The organism is Ruminococcus flavefaciens (assembly GCF_900116855.1).
Taxonomy (GTDB): Bacteria; Bacillota; Clostridia; order Oscillospirales; family Ruminococcaceae; genus Ruminococcus; species Ruminococcus flavefaciens_R.
Genome location: NZ_UETD01000004.1, coordinates 40,826 through 59,441, shown reverse-complemented (window position 1 = coordinate 59,441; position 18,616 = coordinate 40,826). Strand labels below are relative to the sequence as shown.

Annotated in this window: 27 protein-coding genes and 1 pseudogene; 7 read left to right on the top strand and 21 right to left on the bottom strand. The window is 48.9% G+C overall.

The window, feature by feature from the left end:
* Window positions 1-9 precede the first annotated feature (9 nt).
* The 7 genes from DSZ37_RS04290 to DSZ37_RS04265 all read right to left on the bottom strand — a co-directional run bounded on the left by DSZ37_RS04290 (window position 10) and on the right by DSZ37_RS04265 (window position 2,514).
* Window positions 10-1,125: a phosphoadenosine phosphosulfate reductase family protein gene (locus tag DSZ37_RS04290; RefSeq protein WP_109725719.1), complete on the bottom strand. Its 1,116-nt coding sequence runs from the start codon at window positions 1,123-1,125 to the stop codon at window positions 10-12.
* 4 nt (window positions 1,126-1,129) lie between these two features.
* Window positions 1,130-1,279 carry a hypothetical protein gene (locus DSZ37_RS17595; protein ID WP_181380235.1) on the bottom strand — a complete coding sequence of 50 codons (150 nt, stop codon included), beginning with the start codon at window positions 1,277-1,279 and terminating at the stop codon, window positions 1,130-1,132.
* Between the two features lie 11 nt (window positions 1,280-1,290).
* Window positions 1,291-1,503 carry a hypothetical protein gene (locus DSZ37_RS04285; RefSeq protein ID WP_109725718.1) on the bottom strand — a complete coding sequence of 71 codons (213 nt, stop codon included), beginning with the start codon at window positions 1,501-1,503 and terminating at the stop codon, window positions 1,291-1,293.
* 43 nt (window positions 1,504-1,546) lie between these two features.
* Complete coding sequence (locus DSZ37_RS04280; protein ID WP_109725717.1) at window positions 1,547-1,747, bottom strand: hypothetical protein; 201 nt, start codon at window positions 1,745-1,747, stop codon at window positions 1,547-1,549.
* A gap of 48 nt (window positions 1,748-1,795) precedes the next feature.
* Complete coding sequence (locus DSZ37_RS04275) at window positions 1,796-1,984, bottom strand: ribbon-helix-helix protein, CopG family (RefSeq protein ID WP_109725716.1); 189 nt, start codon at window positions 1,982-1,984, stop codon at window positions 1,796-1,798.
* A gap of 15 nt (window positions 1,985-1,999) precedes the next feature.
* Entirely contained in the window at window positions 2,000-2,176 is a 177-nt protein-coding gene (locus tag DSZ37_RS04270) for a transcriptional regulator (protein ID WP_109725715.1), read from the bottom strand.
* A gap of 125 nt (window positions 2,177-2,301) precedes the next feature.
* The gene (locus tag DSZ37_RS04265) at window positions 2,302-2,514 is read right to left on the bottom strand and encodes a phage repressor protein (protein WP_109725714.1); all 213 of its coding nucleotides are present in this window, start codon (window positions 2,512-2,514) and stop codon (window positions 2,302-2,304) included.
* A gap of 187 nt (window positions 2,515-2,701) precedes the next feature.
* On the opposite strand from DSZ37_RS04265, the gene DSZ37_RS04260 reads away from it, so the two are divergent.
* The 5 genes from DSZ37_RS04260 (at window position 2,702) to DSZ37_RS04240 (ending at window position 5,973) form a co-directional block, all read left to right on the top strand.
* Window positions 2,702-3,334 carry a LexA family protein gene (locus DSZ37_RS04260; protein ID WP_109725713.1) on the top strand — a complete coding sequence of 211 codons (633 nt, stop codon included), beginning with the start codon at window positions 2,702-2,704 and terminating at the stop codon, window positions 3,332-3,334.
* A 15-nt stretch (window positions 3,335-3,349) separates the two neighbouring features.
* Entirely contained in the window at window positions 3,350-3,754 is a 405-nt protein-coding gene (locus DSZ37_RS04255; RefSeq protein WP_109725712.1) for a hypothetical protein, read from the top strand.
* 107 nt (window positions 3,755-3,861) lie between these two features.
* Complete coding sequence (locus DSZ37_RS04250; RefSeq protein WP_109725711.1) at window positions 3,862-4,119, top strand: hypothetical protein; 258 nt, start codon at window positions 3,862-3,864, stop codon at window positions 4,117-4,119.
* A gap of 44 nt (window positions 4,120-4,163) precedes the next feature.
* On the top strand, window positions 4,164-4,490 hold the full coding sequence (locus DSZ37_RS04245; protein ID WP_173328453.1) for a DUF2085 domain-containing protein: 327 nt from the start codon (window positions 4,164-4,166) through the stop codon (window positions 4,488-4,490).
* Between the two features lie 46 nt (window positions 4,491-4,536).
* On the top strand, window positions 4,537-5,973 hold the full coding sequence (locus tag DSZ37_RS04240; protein ID WP_181380234.1) for a recombinase family protein: 1,437 nt from the start codon (window positions 4,537-4,539) through the stop codon (window positions 5,971-5,973).
* A gap of 23 nt (window positions 5,974-5,996) precedes the next feature.
* Here the strand turns inward: DSZ37_RS04240 and DSZ37_RS04235 are convergent.
* The 4 genes and pseudogenes from DSZ37_RS04235 to DSZ37_RS04220 all read right to left on the bottom strand — a co-directional run.
* A pseudogene (locus tag DSZ37_RS04235) lies at window positions 5,997-6,089 on the bottom strand (manganese catalase family protein); the annotation flags it as partial.
* 3 nt (window positions 6,090-6,092) lie between these two features.
* Window positions 6,093-6,341 (bottom strand): spore coat protein CotJB, encoded by a 249-nt coding sequence (locus tag DSZ37_RS04230; RefSeq protein ID WP_109725708.1) that lies wholly within the window; start codon window positions 6,339-6,341, stop codon window positions 6,093-6,095.
* A complete protein-coding gene (locus DSZ37_RS04225; RefSeq protein ID WP_242978566.1) occupies window positions 6,338-6,589 on the bottom strand; it encodes a spore coat associated protein CotJA in 252 nt (83 codons plus the stop codon). The genes DSZ37_RS04230 and DSZ37_RS04225 overlap by 4 nt, the downstream gene beginning before the upstream one ends.
* 134 nt (window positions 6,590-6,723) lie before the next feature.
* Complete coding sequence (locus tag DSZ37_RS04220) at window positions 6,724-7,200, bottom strand: COG2426 family protein (RefSeq protein WP_109725707.1); 477 nt, start codon at window positions 7,198-7,200, stop codon at window positions 6,724-6,726.
* Between the two features lie 202 nt (window positions 7,201-7,402).
* Here DSZ37_RS04220 and thrH point away from each other — a divergent pair, with 202 nt between their 5' ends.
* Window positions 7,403-8,008, top strand: coding sequence for a bifunctional phosphoserine phosphatase/homoserine phosphotransferase ThrH (thrH, locus tag DSZ37_RS04215; protein WP_109725706.1), 606 nt, complete (start codon window positions 7,403-7,405; stop codon window positions 8,006-8,008).
* Window positions 8,009-8,046: 38 nt separating this feature from the next.
* Window positions 8,047-8,796, top strand: coding sequence for an NAD(+) synthase (nadE, locus tag DSZ37_RS04210; protein ID WP_109725705.1), 750 nt, complete (start codon window positions 8,047-8,049; stop codon window positions 8,794-8,796).
* 45 nt (window positions 8,797-8,841) lie between these two features.
* Here nadE and DSZ37_RS04205 read toward each other — a convergent pair whose 3' ends face one another.
* From DSZ37_RS04205 to DSZ37_RS04160, 10 genes are all read right to left on the bottom strand, one after another.
* Window positions 8,842-10,008, bottom strand: coding sequence for a pyridoxal phosphate-dependent aminotransferase (locus DSZ37_RS04205; RefSeq protein WP_109725704.1), 1,167 nt, complete (start codon window positions 10,006-10,008; stop codon window positions 8,842-8,844).
* Between the two features lie 156 nt (window positions 10,009-10,164).
* The gene (locus DSZ37_RS04200; protein WP_028521344.1) at window positions 10,165-11,505 is read right to left on the bottom strand and encodes a phenylacetate--CoA ligase family protein; all 1,341 of its coding nucleotides are present in this window, start codon (window positions 11,503-11,505) and stop codon (window positions 10,165-10,167) included.
* Window positions 11,506-11,669: 164 nt separating this feature from the next.
* Complete coding sequence (locus DSZ37_RS04195; protein ID WP_109725703.1) at window positions 11,670-12,572, bottom strand: thiamine pyrophosphate-dependent enzyme; 903 nt, start codon at window positions 12,570-12,572, stop codon at window positions 11,670-11,672.
* On the bottom strand, window positions 12,565-13,734 hold the full coding sequence (locus DSZ37_RS04190; RefSeq protein ID WP_109725702.1) for a transketolase C-terminal domain-containing protein: 1,170 nt from the start codon (window positions 13,732-13,734) through the stop codon (window positions 12,565-12,567). Before DSZ37_RS04190 ends, DSZ37_RS04195 begins: the two co-directional genes overlap by 8 nt.
* Window positions 13,734-14,024 carry a 4Fe-4S binding protein gene (locus DSZ37_RS04185; protein WP_109725701.1) on the bottom strand — a complete coding sequence of 97 codons (291 nt, stop codon included), beginning with the start codon at window positions 14,022-14,024 and terminating at the stop codon, window positions 13,734-13,736. Before DSZ37_RS04185 ends, DSZ37_RS04190 begins: the two co-directional genes overlap by 1 nt.
* The gene (locus DSZ37_RS04180; RefSeq protein WP_109725700.1) at window positions 14,021-14,536 is read right to left on the bottom strand and encodes a 2-oxoacid:acceptor oxidoreductase family protein; all 516 of its coding nucleotides are present in this window, start codon (window positions 14,534-14,536) and stop codon (window positions 14,021-14,023) included. Before DSZ37_RS04180 ends, DSZ37_RS04185 begins: the two co-directional genes overlap by 4 nt.
* 94 nt (window positions 14,537-14,630) lie before the next feature.
* Window positions 14,631-15,542, bottom strand: a complete 912-nt coding sequence (locus tag DSZ37_RS04175) for a LysR family transcriptional regulator (RefSeq protein ID WP_109725699.1) — start codon at window positions 15,540-15,542, stop codon at window positions 14,631-14,633.
* Window positions 15,543-15,566: 24 nt separating this feature from the next.
* The gene (locus DSZ37_RS04170; RefSeq protein WP_109725698.1) at window positions 15,567-16,478 is read right to left on the bottom strand and encodes a PLP-dependent cysteine synthase family protein; all 912 of its coding nucleotides are present in this window, start codon (window positions 16,476-16,478) and stop codon (window positions 15,567-15,569) included.
* An 8-nt stretch (window positions 16,479-16,486) separates the two neighbouring features.
* The gene (locus DSZ37_RS04165) at window positions 16,487-17,647 is read right to left on the bottom strand and encodes a trans-sulfuration enzyme family protein (protein ID WP_109725697.1); all 1,161 of its coding nucleotides are present in this window, start codon (window positions 17,645-17,647) and stop codon (window positions 16,487-16,489) included.
* Between the two features lie 24 nt (window positions 17,648-17,671).
* Entirely contained in the window at window positions 17,672-18,571 is a 900-nt protein-coding gene (locus DSZ37_RS04160; RefSeq protein ID WP_109725696.1) for a class I SAM-dependent methyltransferase, read from the bottom strand.
* Between the last annotated feature and the right edge of the window lie 45 nt (window positions 18,572-18,616).

The window sequence follows — 18,616 nt, the reverse complement described above, 5'->3', positions numbered from 1 at the left end:
CACTTTTTTTCAGAAATGAAGCTGTCCATCTATGACTGTCTTCATTTCTTTTTCTCTGTTCATACGTTCTTTCTTGTACTCATTGTACTTTATGCGGTATTCATAGCTTTTACCGAATATAGCCCATGCCGCCTTTACGACATTAGGCTCATATGGCCTTATCTTTTCGAGGTCTTCCACAGCCTTATACGATATCGGGCAGCCACAACAGCCTGTCCTTGTCAGTCCATAGACCTCATAGGCGTCTGAGTAGCGGATGTTATAATGCACTTTATACCAAGCTTTATCACTGTCAGATACATAATACAGCGGCTTCAAACGATACTGACCGTCTGAATTCTGAGAAAAGCACATAGTATTGCCGTTTTGTGTTGCCTCTTTTTTCTTCGGCACCGACCTCATACCGCCTTCATCTCTTCTCTCGCCTGTAATGATCATGTCATAGTCCTTCTGGACGTTATGTGCAGGCTGCTTCTTGCAGAAGTCGCAGCACTGAGCGCTGATCTTGAAGTCAGGCGGAAACTCTCCGATAAAGTCCCTCATGTACTTGCTTGAATTGATAACAAGCTGTATATTCGGGCGCGGTTCTCCTTTTGCATTACAGCAGCACAGAAAATTTATCAGACTCTCGCACTTTGGATAACGTGCTTTCAGCTCTGCACGCTTGGCGATCTTGTCCTCTGCCAGCTCATATTCATCAGCGATTGAGAGCGGAAGCTTTTTCTTCTGCCATTCTTCCAGACCGTATGACATTATCTTCGATACAAAGGGAATACCGTATTTCCTTGAAGCTTGTACAATACTGATATTCGGGCGAATTGTTTCAATTTCAACGCCGTACTTCTCAGCTGTTGCCTTGACATGGTCCTTTGTCGCCTGCATTTCAAGACCTGTGTTGAAGAATACATACTTGACAGGCGGCAGTTCAAAGAGTGCTCTTGTCTGCTCTATCAGGTCTATCATGATGTCACTGTCAGCACCTCCCGAATATGAACAAATCGCATTCGGATGCTGTGATAACCGCTTTGCTATGATACTCTTTATTGCCTCGAACTTCTCAGGCGGCTCGAAGTCGGCATATTCTGGTCTGTCTGTATAAACCCTGCTTCTGTATACTTCTGCCACTTACTCACACTCCTTTACACATTTTTGCATAATAGAAGTCGATTTCTTCAGCCGTAGCCCTACGAAGTACCCACTCAGGGCGAAGCAGCAGCTCCTTGTCCAACTGTTCAAGCTTTATGGCTATAGCTGCGGCTTTCTGGTAAAGTGTTATCATATCTTTACACCTCACTTTTGTAAGCTCCGCCAAAGCGTCTGACGGGCGTTTTTTAAAGCCGTGCGCTCGGCAAGGTCTTTATATGCCTTTGCCCTGTAAGCGGCTCTCCTGTCGTCTGTGCGCTCGTCTGAGCGCGCTTTCAGTATCTTCTTCATCAGTACTCCGCAGTAGAGTTCCAGACCAAGGCAGCCAGATATGCAGAATACTGCAAGTCCTTCAAACATAGGTCTATCTCCTTTCATAGCTTGTCCGCAAGCCCCTGAGGGCTTATTCCGCATTCTTGAAGAGCGGAGCGGCTTCTTCGGGGTGATTGCTGAGGTATGTGCTTAGAGTCCTGCCGATGTTCTCAGCCATCTTCTCAACGTACTCAGCTCTCTTTTCGGGTGTAAGGCTGTCGAAGCGGACAGGCGGAGCGCCGCCGATAGATATGTAGCTGACAGCTTTCAGCTCGGTTGTCTTTTTTGCCATAGTAACATCTCCTTTCGGTCAATTGTATGCGGTATGGGTTGTACTGGTTTACTCGTCTTCTTCGTCCTCGATGACTACGCGCTCATAAGCGAACTCTATCATCTTATTAATGATGACGTACTGGCTGCGACCAGAGCGCTTTGCTATCTCGTCAACGAGCTCCTTCATCTTTTTGCTTACGCGGATATGTGTGCCGTCCTCAAGCTCATTCCTTGAGGGAATTATAAGCTTGTCCATGTTCTACTTCCCCTTTCAATTGATTTTCAGGTAAGAGCAGATTTTCTGCTTAACGCTCTCACGAATAACGGAACCGTTCAGCACAGCGCACATCACAGAATAGTTCACGCCGATGATTTCGGCAAGCTGTCTGCGGTTCATATTCAGATCGATAAGCTTTTTCCGAGCTCTTACATTCCATGGTTCTGACATATTCTCACCTCCGAGTTGAGTATATCATGCTCGGTGTATGGCGCCTTGCGTCATACTCGGGAAGAAATGTCAACACTTTTTTGCAAATTTCTTTGCAGAATTTTATGTTTCTTGCGTTGTTGCATTTATGCGACACAGTCGCTAAAAAAAATAGCCGAAGCCTCTTCACCAGTAAGAGCAAGAATTTCTATAAGCTTGTCCGCTTCTCTAATCTCAAAAGAATTGTTCTTGAGCTTACGATAAAAAGTAGCAGGATTTATGCCTAAATCGGCAGATACTGTCTCTACGCTCTTGCCTTTCTCGACTATTTTCCCTTTTAGCTTCTGGACATCAAGCATTTTATCACCTCACTTACATTATGTCGCATTTGTGCGACTTTTTGCATTTTTATAATACCATACAGCCTATGGTTTGTCAATACCTTTTTCGCATTTTTTTAGAATTTTTTTGAATTTTTCAAAATTACTATTGCATTTTTGCGAAAAGCGTGATATAATACAATAAAAAGCAAAGAAGGTGAACACAATGACTATTGGAGAACGTATCAAAGAACGTCGAAAAGAACTTGGTTTGACTGTCGATGAACTTGCGGAGCGTCTTGGAAAGAACCGTGCAACAATATACAGATATGAAAGTAATGATATAGAAAAGCTTCCTACAACTGTATTAGAACCGCTTGCAAAGGTTTTGAACGTTACACCTGCATATCTCATGGGCTGGAAGACAAATGACACCCCTATCAAGAAAATCCCCTACAGCGAAGCCAACTGTGTTCGTGTCCCTCTTATCGGCAGAGTAGCCGCAGGCTATAACTGCCATGCAGAGGAGAATATATCCGAATATATCATGACCGACAGCGATATACTAAAGGACGGCTATCAGCACTTCTGGCTGGAAGTCAAAGGTGACAGCATGGAGCCTGAGCTCCACGAGAAGGACCTTGTCCTCGTCCGCGAACAGGAAGTGCTTGATAAAGAATGCTACGCTGTCGTAAATGTCGACGCTGAAGACGGGCTCGTCAAGCTCGTTGATATAGAAAATACCCGTATAACTCTCAGCTCTGTCAATCCTTACTATCCCCCGAGAGTTTTCGAATTTGAAGAAATGAACCGCGTGAAGGTCATCGGTCCTGTCATCGAAGTCAAACGCAGGTTCTGAGAGGAGGTCATTCCGATGAATATAATAAAATATCCCTCCGAGGAAGACGTAAACAAGGCTATGGCGAATGATGAACCGCTCCTCATACTCATATCCTTCGACGGTAAGACTGCCATTATGAGCCATATCGATGAAGGCGTTGAGCACCACATACTTCTCATGAATGTGGGCTACAAAGACACCGATGTGGATAGGTTCTTCCGTATCGTTCTGGACAGGAGCGGAGCTGACTGGACTTTCGTTTGTCCGCCCGATTACAAGAATATCCCCTTCAAGGATAAGCGCATCGAAGCCTTCTACAAGGACGGATTTGCCGTTATTTCCGACTTCCTGCACTCCATAGGGTATCTTGTAGGCATAAACATTCCCAAGCGCTACAGCCGCCATCTGAACGTCCTCGGAGACGATGGGAGCTTGTAAGCGACAAAATGCGACAACATTCGATATTTTGGACATATTATATTATAGATTTAGTGGATAAGTGTATGATATTATATAAATACAATCTTTCTTCAGGAGGTATTTATATGAATTGTCCAAAATGCGGAAGTTCAAACATTCAAGCGGTCAATCAGCAAGTTGTTAAAGGAAAAGTCACAGATACAAGGAAAACAAAGGGCTTTGGCTGGTGCAAAGCTTGCATTGGCACCTGCCTTACAGGCGGTATCGGTTTTTTCTGCGGATTATGCGGCATGGGAAAAACTAAAGGTAAATTCAAGGATAACAGAAAAGTTTCAAATGAAATTACCTATTGCTGTCTTGACTGCGGCTATCAATTCAAGTAATGCGTAATATCTGGTATTACACACGGCTCTTATGGGTCAGGTCTATGAAAGCAGGAGCAGCTACCGGGTGTCATCAATTACCTGAGCGAAGTTTTTTCTTTCGACAGTATCAATTTCCTGTCTGCGCTCGCTGCTGCGGAGTACTTGTCGGCGAGAGCTTAGCAATTATCACAGCTGCCAAAAAGGTTACAATAAGACCTGAAATAAGCCTTTTAGCTGCCGAAACAATGTTTCTTGATTGGTTCATGCAAAATACCGGAAAACTTGAATCGACCAATGCTCGCCGATTTGTAAGCGGAATATTAGGCGGTTTTGGCTGTTGGTCTCTCGAAATCGCAGCCGTAAAAAGAATACTGAAACATAATAAATAAATAATCCCCTGCTCCAATGCAGGGGATATCACTAAGGAGGGATAATATGAAAACAGCGGCAGCATACATAAGAGTATCTACCGATGACCAGATAGAATACTCCCCCGACAGTCAGCTGAAAGCTATACGCAAGTACGCCAAGGAACATGAGCTGATACTTCCCGAGGAGTTTATTTTCATCGATGAGGGCATAAGCGGCAGGAAAGCCGACAAGCGCCCGTCCTTTCAGCGCATGATCGGCACGGCAAAGCTGAAGCCAAAGCCTTTCGATGTGATCCTGCTCTGGAAATTCAGCCGTTTTGCCCGAAACCGTCAGGACTCTATCGTGTACAAGTCAATGCTCCGTAAGCAGTGCGGCATAGACGTTGTGTCCATCTCCGAGCAGCTGGGTGAGGACAACACTTCTATCCTCATAGAAGCTCTGATAGAGGCTATGGACGAATACTACAGCCTGAACCTTGCAGAAGAGGTCAAGCGCGGAATGAATGAGAAGTTCAGCCGCGGCGGAGTAGTCTCACAGCCGCCCTTCGGCTACAAAATGGATAATGGCATATTCGCTCCCGATAAAGCCAATGCGTCTGTTGTGCAGATGATCTATGATGATTACCTCTCGGGAATGGGAGCCCGTCAGATTGCCGCGAAGCTCAATGATATGGGAATACGCTCCACAAAGGGCAACAAGTTCGAGAACAGGACCGTTGAATATATCCTCACAAATCCCACTTACATCGGCAAGCTCCGCCGAAGCAGGAACGGAAGGGACAGCCTTGACCGCTTCCACCAGAACGCTGAAAACACTCTGATAATAGACGGCAAACATCAACCGATCATCTCAAAGGAGATATATGAAGCCGTTCAGAAGCGTCTGGCAGACAACAAAAAGCTGTATACTCGATATTCTCGCCATGAGCCTGTGGAATTCATGCTGAAAGGTCTTGTTAAGTGCGATAACTGCGGAGCTACACTGACTATGATAGCTTCTCACAAATCTCTGCAATGTCACCAGTACGCAAAAGGAGTGTGCAAGGTATCACACTGCATCAAGATAGACAAGATCAACACATCAGTCATCGAAAAGCTGAAAAGCGATTTTGAACATCAGAGCTTTGAAGTTTCTGTGGAAAGCAGATCTCCTGTCAGAACGTCCCCCGATGTCGCGGTCATGATCGAGCGCGAAAAGAAAAAGCTCTCCCGTATCCGCGAAGCCTACGAAGCCGGTATAGACTCGCTGGAAGAATACCGGGAGAACAAGCAGAAAATACAGTCCCGAATAGACGAGCTGACTGCTCAGGCTGAGGTCTCCGCGCCAAGATCGGAAGCTGATATAAAAGAGCTGATCTCAGGCAGGATAAAAGCAGGACTCGACATACTCGAAAGTGACGAAACCAGCGAAACACTGAAAAACATGACTCTCAGAAGCTTTGTCGACCGTATCATCTTCATGAAACCCAAGGGAATAGTGGAGATTTTTTATAAGCTATAAAATTATAACTTTCTGGAACTCAGACCGCCTAGCTGAGATATGATTATCTTCGCAAGCTTCGCATTGGGCGTCTTGATCTTAACAGGATACTGTAATTTCTTTTCATATTGCCACATAGCTTATCTCCTTTCCCACGGCCACGGATCTTCCACCCATGTCCAGTTCTGCGTATCGCTGACCTGTTCGGGAGTAATGGGACCGAACCTTTTTGTGAACTCCTCAACGGCGTCGCTGCGGAGTTCTTTATACTTTCTGAACATAGCCAGAGCGCGGCGGCAGTTGGGGTGAGTATCAAGATAGAGGTTCAGCTCCTTCAGTGTGAAGTCGTACTTCTTTATCCGACTGAGAAGCATATTGCGTTCATTCACCTGTCAGCGCCTCCTTTCGAGAATGGAAGGTCGAGTTCGGGAAAGAGCGTTCCCCTGCTGAGCGCCTCATCATCACCGTAGGTCTCTCCCCACTGCTGAAACGGCACATATGCCATAGCGAGAGGAGTATTCTTCGGAAACCGCGTCATACTGCCGTTTCCGTTATTATTCTTCATATCGGATACAAGAGAGGCTTCACGCTCATGGAGAATGATTCCCTCCATATCGTCAAAGAGATCGAGATTCATAACATAAGTCCTCCTTTCCTGCGCGGAGAACCTGTGCGAAAGAGCTCTCCGCACGTTTTATATTATGAGTTTGCGGAAAGCTTTGTTACAATAAAAAACGGCACCTGATATCCATCAGATGCCGCGTAATATTTTTAGCCTTTGACAGCTATGAATGCTTCTACGCCAAGGAGCGAGGCTATTGTCATGATAGTGGCTGCAAGGGCTACTCCCAGAGTAACTGCAAGAATGCTCTTCTTGAAGTCAAGGTCAAGCAGACTTGCTGCAAGAGTGCCTGTCCATGCGCCTGTGCCGGGAAGCGGGATGCCCACAAAGAGAAGAAGTGCCCAGAACATTCCCTTTCCTGCCTTAGCCTTGAGCTTTTCGCCGCCGCTGTGTCCCTTTTTAAGGCACCATGAAAAGAACTTGCCGATCACGGGCTTGTCCGAGCCCCATTCAAGTATCTTTCTCGCAAAGAAGAAGATAAAGGGTACGGGCAGCATATTTCCTATCATGCATATAGGAACTGCGTAATACCATTTTATGCCCATGCTCACACCAAATGGGATACCGCATCTCAGCTCTACGATGGGAACCATTGATATAAGAAATGTAAGAATATACTTTAACATAACAAAACTCACTTTCATAAAAAATCACATACAGCTTATTATCTCATATTCTTCGGAAATAGTCAAGCCTTTTCCGAAGTTTTTTTTATAAATTCTCAGGAAATATAATAATTCACACCGACTGCCCTTTTTGGTGCTTTACAAAAAGGATAAAACGTAGTATAATAGTAGAGTAAGAAATCAATTCAATGGAGGAATTCATATGTATATAACTTGTCTTGACCTTGAAGGCGTACTCGTTCCCGAGATCTGGATAGCTTTTGCGGAAGCAAGCGGCATTCCCGAGCTGAAGAAGACCACCCGTGACGAGCCCGATTACGATAAGCTCATGAACTGGCGTCTCGGCGTTCTCAAGGAGCACGGTCTCGGACTCAAGGAGATACAGGACACCATCGCAAAGATCGATCCCATGCCCGGTGCAAAGGAGTTCCTTGACTCTCTCCGCGAGCTGGGTCAGGTCATCATCATCAGCGATACATTCACACAGTTTGCTGCTCCCCTTATGAAGAAGCTGGGCTGGCCCACTATCTTCTGCAACTCACTTGAGGTTGCCGAAAACGGCGAGATAACAGGCTTTAAGATGCGCTGTGAGAAGTCAAAGCTCACCACAGTAAAGGCTCTCCAGTCCATCGGCTATGACACTATCGCAAGCGGAGACAGCTACAACGATCTCGGCATGATAGAGGCAAGCAAGGCAGGCTTCTTATTCAGAAGCACGGAACAGATCAAGAAGGATCACCCCGAGCTTCCCGCATTCGAGACTTACGATGAGCTTCTTGGCGCTATAAAGAAAGCAATGGCAGACTGAGCACACGCTCGGCAGTCACACTGAACGGAGGTAAAGTTATGAGCTACAGCTTCAACGCAGAAAAAGTGACAAATGAAGTAGTTGAATGGGTAAGAGACCTGTTCGAGAGAACAGCTTCTCCCACAACAAACGCCGTTATCGGCATATCAGGCGGCAAGGACAGCTCCGTAGCCGCAGCGGTATGCGTAAAGGCTCTCGGCAAGGACAGAGTCATCGGAGTCCTCATGCCTCAGGGTGAGCAGGCAGATATCGCCTACAGCCGCCTTCTGGTGGACACCCTCGGCATAAAGAGCTACACTATCAACATCGGCGATACGGTAAGCACATTCATGAACGAGCTCAGCAAGCACATGGAGCCCTCGGAACAGGCAAGGGTTAATACTCCCGCCCGTGTCCGCATGACCACACTTTACGCCGTGGCAGCCTGCCACAACGGCAGAGTTGTCAACACCTGCAACCTCTCTGAGGACTGGGTGGGATATTCCACCAAGTTCGGCGACGCAGCAGGCGACTTCTCTCCCCTTTCCGACCTTACGGTAACAGAGGTATTACAGGTGGGCGATCTTCTCGGACTTCCCCATGAGCTGGTACACAAGGTGCCTATCGACGGACTCTGCGGCAAGACTGACGAGGAGAACTTAGGCTTTACTTACGCTATGCTGGACAAGTATATCCGCGGCGAGGACGACCTTAGCTCGGTCCCCGAGATAAAGGAGAAGATAGACCGTCTCCACAGGGCTAATCTGCACAAGCTGCAGCTCATGCCCAAATACGAAATGAAGTTATGATACAGAAAGCCCCTGAAAGACCGCTTGATCTTTCAGGGGCATTTTTTATGCTCTCGGCATTTTCTTTCTGATATCCGCAAGGCGCTCCAGCGCATTGTTCAGAGTATCGTTCTTCTTTGCAAAATGGAACCTTATGTACCTGTTCTCGGGCTCCTTGAAGAAGCTTGATCCGGGAACGGCTCCGACTCCCACATATTCGGCAAGCTTTTCGCAGAAATCAAGGTCGCTCTCATAGCCGAACTCCGAGATATCCAGCAGTATGTAGTAAGCTCCCTGCGGCACCGTATGGCTGAGACCTATGCGGTCAAGCCCGTCGAGGAAAAGCTGTCTCTTTTCGGTGTATTTATCCTGAAGCCACTGATAGTAGTCCGCACCGAAGCGCAGTCCCGTAACTGCCGCTTCCTGCAGGGGTGCCGCAGCTCCCACGGTAAGGAAGTCGTGAACCTTCTTCACGGTGTCGATTATCTCTGGCGGAGCTATAACATAGCCCAGTCTCCAGCCTGTGATGGAGTAGGTCTTGGACAGTGATGAGCAAGAGATGGTCCTCTCCCACATATCGGGCAGAGAAGCAAAGTAAATATGCTTATGGGGTGCATATACGATGTGCTCGTAAACCTCGTCGGTGATGACGAATGTGTCGTACTTCTTTGCAAGATCGGCTATTGTCTGAAGCTCCTCCAGTGTGAACACCTTTCCGCAGGGATTGGAGGGATTGCAGAGGATTATTGCCTTAGGGCGCTGCTTGAAAGCCGCCTCGAGAACGTCCGCGTCAAAGCTGAACTCGGGAGGGATAAGGGGAACGTAAATTGGCTCGGCTCCCGAAAGAATGGTATCTGCGCCGTAATTCTCGTAGAAAGGCGAGAACACTATGACCTTGTCCCCGGGGTCTGTAACAGTCATCATGGCTGCCATCATAGCTTCGGTGCTTCCGCAGGTAACGACTATCTCGCCATTGGGGTCTATTTTCCTGCCCATGAGAGCGGACTGCTTGTCCGCAAGAGCTTCACGGAAATTCTGAGCTCCCCATGTTATGGAGTACTGGTGGAAGTCCTCGTTTGTGACCTGTGCAAGGCGGTCAAGTATCTCACGGGGCGGCTCGAAATCGGGGAAGCCCTGAGAGAGGTTAACTGCGCCGTATTTATTTGATATCCTCGTCATACGCCTTATGACTGAATCTGTAAATGTCTCTGTTCTGCTTGAAAGCTTTGGCATATTTTTCCTCCTGAATCATATAAAATGTAGGGGCTGGCGTCCTCGACAGCCCACTCAGTTTACCGTTGGGACGTCGGGGACGCCGTCCCCTACAAGAACAATTCGCATGGGGCGATGCTCACATCGCCCCTGCATACATCTTTTATTATACTACGATCAGATGTTATAGTCAATATTTCTCTCATCGATAACTCGTCTGGACTTGTGCTCTGAACGTGTATCAAGTCCGCCGTCGGGGTGAACTACCACCTTTGCAGGCTTAACACCGATACGAGCCTTCAGTGCTGCGCTTATCTCAGCTGCAACCGTATCATCGTCCTTGGGATTATCTGCGTTCTTCTCGATCTCAACAGCATACTTGGCTGTGAAGTCCTTCTCGAAGATACGGATAAGGTACTCGCCTGTGATACCGCTCTGCTCACGGATAACAGCCTCGATATCGCTGGGGAATACATTTACAGCGGAAACGATGAACATATCATCCTTTCTGCCGAGGATGCTGATCCTGCCGTGTGTACGTCCGCACTTGCACTTTGTGGTGTCGATGCGTCCGATATCACCTGTCTTGAAACGGATGAGGGGACGGGCGTGCTTGCGGAGAGTTGTGAATACAAGCTCGCCTACCTCACCGGGCTTGAGAACTTCGCCTGTGTGGATATCAACTGTCTCCACAAGGATGTGGTTCTCAGCGATATGGAGTCCGTCATGGTACTCGCACTGTGCAGCGCAGGCACCGAAGATATCGGACAGTCCGTAGAAGTCATAGACCTCAGCGCCCCACAGGTCCTCGATAGCCTTTCTTGTGGCGTCGATTGAGCCGCCAAGCTCGCCTGCAACGATGATCTTCTTGATATTGAGGTCCTTCTTGGGATCGATACCTGCTTTGAGAGCCTTTTCACCAAGCTGCCATGCGTATGAAGGGGAGGTCCATATTACAGTGGGCTGATAGGTCTTGAGTATGAAAAGAAGTCTCTCGCTGGGGAGTGTACCGCCCCAGATGCACAGTGCGCCTAAGTTCTGAGCGCCGATAACATCAGGACCGCCAACGTAAAGTGAGAAGTTGAGAGCGTGAACGTAGCGGTCATTGGGTCTCATTCCGACCTGCCAGAACCAGCGGCTCTCTGTCTCCTGAAACTCGTCGAAGTCCTTCTTTGTGAAGGGGCTCATTGTGGGAACTCCGGTAGAGCCCGACGATGTGGATATAAATACAACGTCCTCCTCGGGAACTGCACACAGCTCACCAAGGAATGAGCCGACGCCCTGAGTGTCACGCTGGGTCTTCTTGTTGATGAAGGGGAACTTTTCGATGTCCTTGAGGGTCTTGATATCCTCGGGCTTTACGCCTGCTTCATCGAATGAACGCTTGTAGTAGGGAGCGTTGTCGTATGCGAACTTAACGATCTCCTTCAGGTCTTCAAGCTGTCTCTTTTCCAGTTCCTCGCGGGGGAGGGTTTCCAGCTCCTCGTCCCAGAATTTGTTGTTTACATCTCTGCTCATGTCTTTATCCTCCGATTTCTATTATTACAATTTCGATATATCCTATCGGCTTTCTATGCTTTTATTATACACCCTTTATGCTTATCTGTCCAATACGAAAGGCTTATCATTTGTTATAGGCATTCCCTATAACTGTTATACAGTATTATAAGCCCTCTCGGGGACTATTTCCCCGAGTATTCAAATGTGCTGTTTATATGCTCCCACTTCTTGTCGCGGGACTCCGTTATGACTCTTATATCATCATCATCAAGATGCCTGAAGCGTCCCTGCTTTTTAAGGTAAACCTCAACGCTTGTGAACTCCCTCGGCTTGTGATTGAGAGTAAATCTGCCGTTCTCGTACTCCGCAAGATACCACAGACCGCTGTCCACCACTTCTTTCGCTATCTCAACGGTCTCATCGGGAGCGACTCCCCAGCCCGTGGGACATGGAGCGATAACGTGGATATACTTGGTGCCCTGTATCTGCGAAGCCTTTTTCACCTTTGCAATGAAGTCGGGCAGATAGCCCACGCTTGCAGTAGCTGCATACGGAATATCATGGGCGGCAGCTATCTCGAACATATTCTTCTTGGGACGGATATTTCCGTGGATATTCCTGCCTGCGGGAGTGGTAGTTGTCTTTGCGCCGAATGGTGTAAGACCGCTTTTCTGTATGCCCGTGTTCATGTAGGCTTCGTTGTCATAGCAGATGTAGATAATATTGTCGTTGCGGTCGATAGCTCCGGAAAGAGCCTGTATACCGATATCTGCGGTGCCGCCGTCACCTGCAAATCCGACTGCGGTGAAGTCCTTGTATCCCTTGGCTCTGAGACCTGCCTCAACGCCTGTGAGCATGGAGGCTGTTCCTGCAAAGGTGGAGATTATGGAGTTGTTGGAGAAGCACAGCTGCGGGAAATTAAATCCGACTGCCGACATACAGCCGGCAGGCAGCACTGATACTGCGTTTTTGCCCAGAACTTTGAGTGCAGCTCTTACTGCAAGGCTTCCGCCGCAGCCTGCACACGCCTTGTGGCCGTAGAAAAACTCCTCACGGGAAATGCTTTCCGCCGTTTTATTAGCCATTGTCCGAACCTCCTATGCCAAGGAAATGAACGCCGTCCTTACCGTCGGCGATGTCGGCAAATATACCCTCGATATCGGCAGCGGAGATATTTCTTCCGCCAAGACCGCCGATGAAGTTGCCGCCCTTTATGGTGAGCCCTGCTTTTTTCAGAGCCGAATTTACATTGGTATATACCGCGCCCTCATTGCCGAAGCTGATGTCCTTTTCCAGAACTCCGTAGCCCTTGGCATTTTTCAGCTCGCGGGCTATCTCCTCATTTGGGAAGGGACGCATATAGCGAATCCTCAGCACTCCTGCCTTCACTCCCCTGCTGCGGAGCTTGTCTGCTGTCTCGCGGCAGAGTCCTGCAATGCTTCCGAGGGTGATGAGTATGTAGTCGGCATCCTCGGTGAGGTAGCTCTCTGTGAGTCCCGTATACTGTCTGCCAAATATCTCCGCGAACTCCTTCTCGGTCTCGGTGATGACGGATTTAGCTGCCAGAACTCCCTCATGCTCTCTGTACTTGAAGATGTAGTTGGTATCGGGACCTGCGGAGAACGCCATATTCTTCGGATTATCGAAATCGATGCGGTTATCGGTCTCGTAGGGTGGCAGGAACCTGTCTGCCTGCTCCCTGTCGGGAATTTCCACGGTCTCATATGTATGTGTCAGCACGAAACCGTCAAGATTTGCCATGTAGGGAGTTGAAACAGCCTTGTTCTCGGCTATCTTATAGCTCATGAGTGCGAGGTCCAGAGCTTCCTGTGCATTCTCTGCGTAAGCCTGTATCCAGCCGCTGTCAAGCTGTGAAAGACTGTCGCGCTGGTCGCCGTAAATGTTCCATGGAAGTGCTGTTGATCTGTCCGCATTCATCATAACTATGGGGAACCTGCCTCCTGCGGCATAGTAAAGACATTCCGCCATGTAGAGAAGTCCCTGTGAGGAGGTAGCCGTGAAGGCTCTCGCTCCTGCTGCACTTGCACCTATTGCACATGAGAGTGCTGAGTGCTCCGACTCCACATGGACGTACTCAGCCTTGAGGCTGCCGTCCTCCACCATCTCGGAAAGGCGCTCCACAACGATGGTCTGGGGAGTTATGGGGTATGCCGATATGACCTCTGGGCGTGCAAGTCTTATGCCCTCGGCAAAAGCCTCGTTGCCCGAAAGAAATTTTCTGCTCATCAGCGCTCCGCCTCCATTCCTATGGCACCTATCCTGCATATTTTCGCGCATATTCCGCAGCCCTTGCAGAAGTCGTAGTCGATCTGTGCCTTGCCGTCTTTTATTGAGATAACTCCGTCGGGACAGTACAGATAACACTGCTCGCAGCCCACACATTTCGCGCTTTCCACCACGGGGCGTATACTTCTCCAGCCGCTGTTGACAGTGACCAGATAGCCTGCCTCGAATGAGGTGTTCACAGGCAACTCGTCAAAGCCGAAGGCGGTCTTTTCTCTGATATATGGTCTCATGAAAGCACCTCCTCAACAGCTCTGCTGAGAGCGCCGATGTTGCGCTCCTGAATTTTCTCGGGCATATATCCCTTTATGGAGCCTATGGCATCCTCTGCGGAAACGACTCCCGAAAGTCCCACAAGCAGACCGTACATGACCGTATTCACCGTAGGCAGCCTGAACTCCGCGGATATCTTCTCGCCGTCAAAGGTGAGAGCTCCGTCAATGCTGCTCTTTGAGTTGACGATTATCCTGCCGTCGTCCTTTAAGAGCTTCTTCAGCTGAGGACTGTACAGCGTATCGTCAAGAATAACAATGTAGTCAGCCTTTTCGGTCTGGCTCCTGTCGGTGACAGGCTTGGTATCGAGCTTTGTGAAGGCTCTCACGGGAGCACCTCGTCTTTCGGGGCCGAATGACGGGAACGCAAGAGCGTATTTATCGCTGTTTTCGGCAGTATAGGCAGCTCCGAGTAGCTTTGCGGCGGTGAATGCGCCCTGTCCGCCTCTGCCCAGCCAGATTATCTCTTTCATGGGAAATCTCCTATCGTTTTGGTATGTTTTAATTATACACCCACAGCGCTTCTCTGTCCAATACCGAAACGCTATGATGTGTTATAGGATGAGCTTATAACCCGAGATAACTCTTTATCTCACTGATGTATATTTCCGCCATCTCGCTGAGTATCACGTTTTTCAGCGTGATATAGCCTATCTCCATTATCTCGTCGGCAGAACCTCCGTCAAAGGGAACTGCTATATAGTCGCTGCCGTTGAGCTCCTCGCAGATAATGCCCGAGCAGAGAGTATAGCCGTCCAGACCTATCATGAGATTAAGCATGGTGGCACGGTCGTTTGCCTTGATGATGCGCTGGTACTCGTTTGTGCTGAGTATCTCCTCCGCAAGATAGAAGGAGCTCTTGTCCCCCTGTTCAAATGAAAGGCAGGGATAGTCGGCAAGCTGCTCAAAGTTTATGGACTTTTCTCCTGCCAGCGGATGTCCCTTCCAGAGATAGACAAATGGACTGCACTTGGTAAGGGTATGGAACTCCAGACCGTTGGAGCTGAGCAGCTTGGTCAGGGACTTGCGGTTGAAGTCGTTGAGGTAGATTATGCCTATCTCGCTTCTGAGAGTCGCAACATCGCTGATTATCTCCGCAGTCTTGGTCTCGCGGACAGCAAATTCATATTCCGAGGTGTCAAAATGCTTTACCATCTCCACGAAAGCCTTTACCGCAAAGGAGTAGTGCTGGGTGGAAACGCCGAATTTCTTCTTTATGCCGCCCTTGCTGATGTATTTCTCTGCCAGAACATCGAACTGTCCCACTACCTGTCTTGCGTACTGGATAAACTCGGCACCGTCATTGGTGAGAGTAACTCCCCTGCCGCTCCTGTGGAATATCTTTATTCCTATTTCCTTTTCAAGCTCCTGCACTGATGAGGTCAGTGAGGGCTGGGACACATAGAGCTGCTCCGAAGCCTTGTTCATAGAACCTGTTTCGGATATGGCAAGAATGTATTTTAGCTGCTGTAAAGTCATTATAACACCTCATTATTTATTATATCAGTCGTAAAGCCCCGTACTGAAATATCTGTCTCCGCGGTCGGGGAATACCGTTACTATGTTGCCCTTTGCACCGCTGTCGATGAGCTTCAGCACCGCCGCCATAGCCGCTCCGGAAGATGAGCCTGCGATAATGCCCTCCTTTGCGGCAAGAAGCCTTGCGGTGTCGAATGCTTCGCTGTCATTTATCTTTATGACCTTGTCCACAAGTGACATATCCATGGTGTCGGCAATAAAGTCGTTGCCTATGCCCTCAATGTTGTAGTCGCTGTGCTCACCGCCGCCCATGGTGGAGCCTACGGGGTCAGCCAGAACGCCCTGTGCTGAGGGTACTCTCTCCTTGATATACCTGAGTATGCCCGTATAGGTGCCGCCGCTTCCTGCGCCTGCCACAACGTAGTCGATCCTGCCGTCCAGTCCCTCGAATATCTCCCTGCCCGTGGTCTCGTAATGAGCGAGTGGGTTGCTCTGGTTCTTGAACTGCTCCAGTGAGATAGAGCCCTTTATCTGCGACTTTATCTCCTCTGCCTTTCTGACAGCTCCCAGCATTCCCTCCTCGCGGGGAGTATTGATGACCTCAGCTCCCAGTGCGCGGAGCAGCGACTGCTTCTCCGCCGAGAACTTGGTGGGGACTACGAAGATGATACGGTAGCCGCGGTTCAGAGCGGCAAAGGCTATGCCCAGACCCGTATTGCCTGCGGTAGCCTCAACGATGGTGCCGCCATCTCCGAGGAGTCCTTTTTTCTCAGCGTCGTTTATCATGTAGAGACCTGTGCGGTCCTTGACGCTTCCCGAGGGGTTGTAAAGCTCCAGCTTGGCAAAGACGTTAACGCCCTCTGCCCTGACTATATTGCCCAGTCTCACCAGCGGAGTATTTCCGATGAGTGCCTGCATTGAATCATAGTACTTCATATATTATCTCACTTTCTTTCGGATTTTGCAATAGCCTGAGCCACATCTTCAAGAATATCGTCGATCTGCTCAATACCTACCGAGAGACGGATAAGTCCGTCGGTTATGCCAACTTTTTTGCGTATATCTGCCGGAATTGATGCGTGAGTCATTGACGAGGGGTGGCATACGAGGGACTCAACTCCGCCGAGGCTCTCCGCAAGAGATACAAGCTGAAGGCTCTCAAAGAATGTGTTGATATCATAATTGTCCTTCAGCTCAAATGAGATCATAGCACCGCCGTTCTTTGCCTGTCTGCGGTTCACCTCATAACCCTGACTGTCGGAAAGACCCGGATAGTAGACATTCTTCACGGCGTCGTGCTTTGACAGGAAGTCTGCGACCTTTTCCGCGTTGTAAACGTGTCTGTCCATGCGGACCGCAAGTGTCTTGATGCCTCTTATGAGCAGGAACGAGTCAAAGGGTCCGAGAACTCCGCCTGTTGAATTCTGTATGAATGCTATCTTCTCCGCAAGCTCCTTGGAGTTGACCACTGCAAGTCCCGACACCACATCGCTGTGACCGCCGAGGTACTTTGTTGCGCTGTGTACCACTATATCCGCCCCCAGTTCAAGGGGCTTCTGGAGGTAGGGAGTCATGAAAGTATTGTCCACGATAACGAGGAGACCGTGTCTGTGTGCAGCCTCTGCAACTGCCCGTATATCGGTAACAGTCATGAGAGGATTTGCGGGACTCTCGATGATGACAGCCTTTACGTCCTCTGCGATATCACTTTCAAAGCTTGCGATATCGGTGGTATCGGAGATGGTATAGGTGATGTCGAAGTGATCGAATACCTTGCTGAGAAGTCTGAACGTACCACCGTAAACATTGCTGGAAATGAGAACTCTGTCTCCGCTGTGAAGCAGGCTGAGGACAGCTGTCAGAGCTGCCATTCCCGAGCCGAAGGCAAATCCCGCATAGCCGCCCTCCAGCTCGGCGATGAGGGCTTCGAGAGCCTCTCTTGTGGGATTTCCCGTGCGCGAATACTCATATCCGCGCATTTTTCCGAGACCGTCCTGCTTGTAGGTGGAGGTCTGGTATATGGGTATATTCACAGCGCCTGTGCGCTCGTCAATGGAGATACCTCCATGTATAAGTGCTGTTTCTGTATTCTTGAAATTACTCATGATAATTCTCCTTTATAAATATGTTTATTCGTAATCATAGCCTGCGGTATAGGTAGCCGATATCAGGCTGACATTTTCAAATGCTCTCAATCCGTCCTGCCTTCCGCCGAAGTACAGCTTCTGCACCTTTTCGGGGGGCATATATGTGTCTATCTGAAATCCCAGCGCATAGAGGGCACGGGATACCTCGTTATAATCAAAACCGCCGCGCATGACCTCTCCGAGTGACTCTGTTATCTGTTCAAGTCTCTGCACTCGCCTTGGAAATGTGCCCGTTTTTATGGGATAATCAAAGGCGACCGCACTTCCGAGGGCTGACAGCTCAGCTATCTGGGAAAGTGTATCCGAGAAAACGTCCAGCGTAAGATAGTAGGAAACGCCGAGTATACTGAAAAACGCCTTTTTCTCGGGATCAAAGCCTGCTTCTATTAGCTTGTCGCACATTCGCTCCTTCTCGAAGTCCACGGGAACGAACCTGACGTTTTTCGGGATATTCCACTGGAGCTGCTGTATCTTTTCAAGCTTATAGCGCTGGGTGTCGGGGTGATCCACCTCGAAGACGGTGATGTTCTCATTGGCGTTGCGGAATGAGAATGTATCCGAACCGGCTCCACAGATGACGTACTGTATCTCACCGTTCTCCTCCGCAAATCGTTCCAGCCTGCTCTCGGAGAAATGTATCCTCGAAAGAGGTATGGGAGCTATATACTCATTGATGATCTGCTCCGTGTCCTCCCTTGAAAACTGCGGTATATTGCCGCCGAAACCGCGGCTTATCATGTCGTATACTGCGTCATACTCCTCCTTGCCCATAAGATCATAGGCAAGATAATCGTCATATATCTTCTCGCGTGATCTGTTTGAGTGCCAAGCTCTTGCAAATGCGCAAAGCTTAGCGGTCACGCTTTCTCTTTCATCAACCATAGCGACCTCCAAAAATAAAGCGCGGAACGCATTCCGCATTCCGCG

Bases quoted from the DNA above. Each gene is read 5' to 3' on its own strand.
- DSZ37_RS17595 (WP_181380235.1), bottom strand. From the start codon at position 1,279: ATGATAACACTTTACCAGAAAGCCGCAGCTATAGCCATAAAGCTTGAA.
- DSZ37_RS04285 (WP_109725718.1), bottom strand. From the start codon at position 1,503: ATGTTTGAAGGACTTGCAGTATTCTGCATATCTGGCTGCCTTGGTCTG.
- DSZ37_RS04280 (WP_109725717.1), bottom strand. From the start codon at position 1,747: ATGGCAAAAAAGACAACCGAGCTGAAAGCTGTCAGCTACATATCTATC.
- DSZ37_RS04275 (WP_109725716.1), bottom strand. From the start codon at position 1,984: ATGGACAAGCTTATAATTCCCTCAAGGAATGAGCTTGAGGACGGCACA.
- DSZ37_RS04270 (WP_109725715.1), bottom strand. From the start codon at position 2,176: ATGTCAGAACCATGGAATGTAAGAGCTCGGAAAAAGCTTATCGATCTG.
- DSZ37_RS04265 (WP_109725714.1), bottom strand. From the start codon at position 2,514: ATGCTTGATGTCCAGAAGCTAAAAGGGAAAATAGTCGAGAAAGGCAAG.
- DSZ37_RS04260 (WP_109725713.1), top strand. From the start codon at position 2,702: ATGACTATTGGAGAACGTATCAAAGAACGTCGAAAAGAACTTGGTTTG.
- DSZ37_RS04255 (WP_109725712.1), top strand. From the start codon at position 3,350: ATGAATATAATAAAATATCCCTCCGAGGAAGACGTAAACAAGGCTATG.
- DSZ37_RS04250 (WP_109725711.1), top strand. From the start codon at position 3,862: ATGAATTGTCCAAAATGCGGAAGTTCAAACATTCAAGCGGTCAATCAG.
- DSZ37_RS04245 (WP_173328453.1), top strand. From the start codon at position 4,164: ATGAAAGCAGGAGCAGCTACCGGGTGTCATCAATTACCTGAGCGAAGT.
- DSZ37_RS04240 (WP_181380234.1), top strand. From the start codon at position 4,537: ATGAAAACAGCGGCAGCATACATAAGAGTATCTACCGATGACCAGATA.
- DSZ37_RS04225 (WP_242978566.1), bottom strand. From the start codon at position 6,589: ATGAATCTCGATCTCTTTGACGATATGGAGGGAATCATTCTCCATGAG.
- DSZ37_RS04220 (WP_109725707.1), bottom strand. From the start codon at position 7,200: ATGTTAAAGTATATTCTTACATTTCTTATATCAATGGTTCCCATCGTA.
- thrH (WP_109725706.1), top strand. From the start codon at position 7,403: ATGTATATAACTTGTCTTGACCTTGAAGGCGTACTCGTTCCCGAGATC.
- nadE (WP_109725705.1), top strand. From the start codon at position 8,047: ATGAGCTACAGCTTCAACGCAGAAAAAGTGACAAATGAAGTAGTTGAA.
- DSZ37_RS04205 (WP_109725704.1), bottom strand. From the start codon at position 10,008: ATGCCAAAGCTTTCAAGCAGAACAGAGACATTTACAGATTCAGTCATA.
- DSZ37_RS04200 (WP_028521344.1), bottom strand. From the start codon at position 11,505: ATGAGCAGAGATGTAAACAACAAATTCTGGGACGAGGAGCTGGAAACC.
- DSZ37_RS04195 (WP_109725703.1), bottom strand. From the start codon at position 12,572: ATGGCTAATAAAACGGCGGAAAGCATTTCCCGTGAGGAGTTTTTCTAC.
- DSZ37_RS04190 (WP_109725702.1), bottom strand. From the start codon at position 13,734: ATGAGCAGAAAATTTCTTTCGGGCAACGAGGCTTTTGCCGAGGGCATA.
- DSZ37_RS04185 (WP_109725701.1), bottom strand. From the start codon at position 14,024: ATGAGACCATATATCAGAGAAAAGACCGCCTTCGGCTTTGACGAGTTG.
- DSZ37_RS04180 (WP_109725700.1), bottom strand. From the start codon at position 14,536: ATGAAAGAGATAATCTGGCTGGGCAGAGGCGGACAGGGCGCATTCACC.
- DSZ37_RS04175 (WP_109725699.1), bottom strand. From the start codon at position 15,542: ATGACTTTACAGCAGCTAAAATACATTCTTGCCATATCCGAAACAGGT.
- DSZ37_RS04170 (WP_109725698.1), bottom strand. From the start codon at position 16,478: ATGAAGTACTATGATTCAATGCAGGCACTCATCGGAAATACTCCGCTG.
- DSZ37_RS04165 (WP_109725697.1), bottom strand. From the start codon at position 17,647: ATGAGTAATTTCAAGAATACAGAAACAGCACTTATACATGGAGGTATC.
- DSZ37_RS04160 (WP_109725696.1), bottom strand. From the start codon at position 18,571: ATGGTTGATGAAAGAGAAAGCGTGACCGCTAAGCTTTGCGCATTTGCA.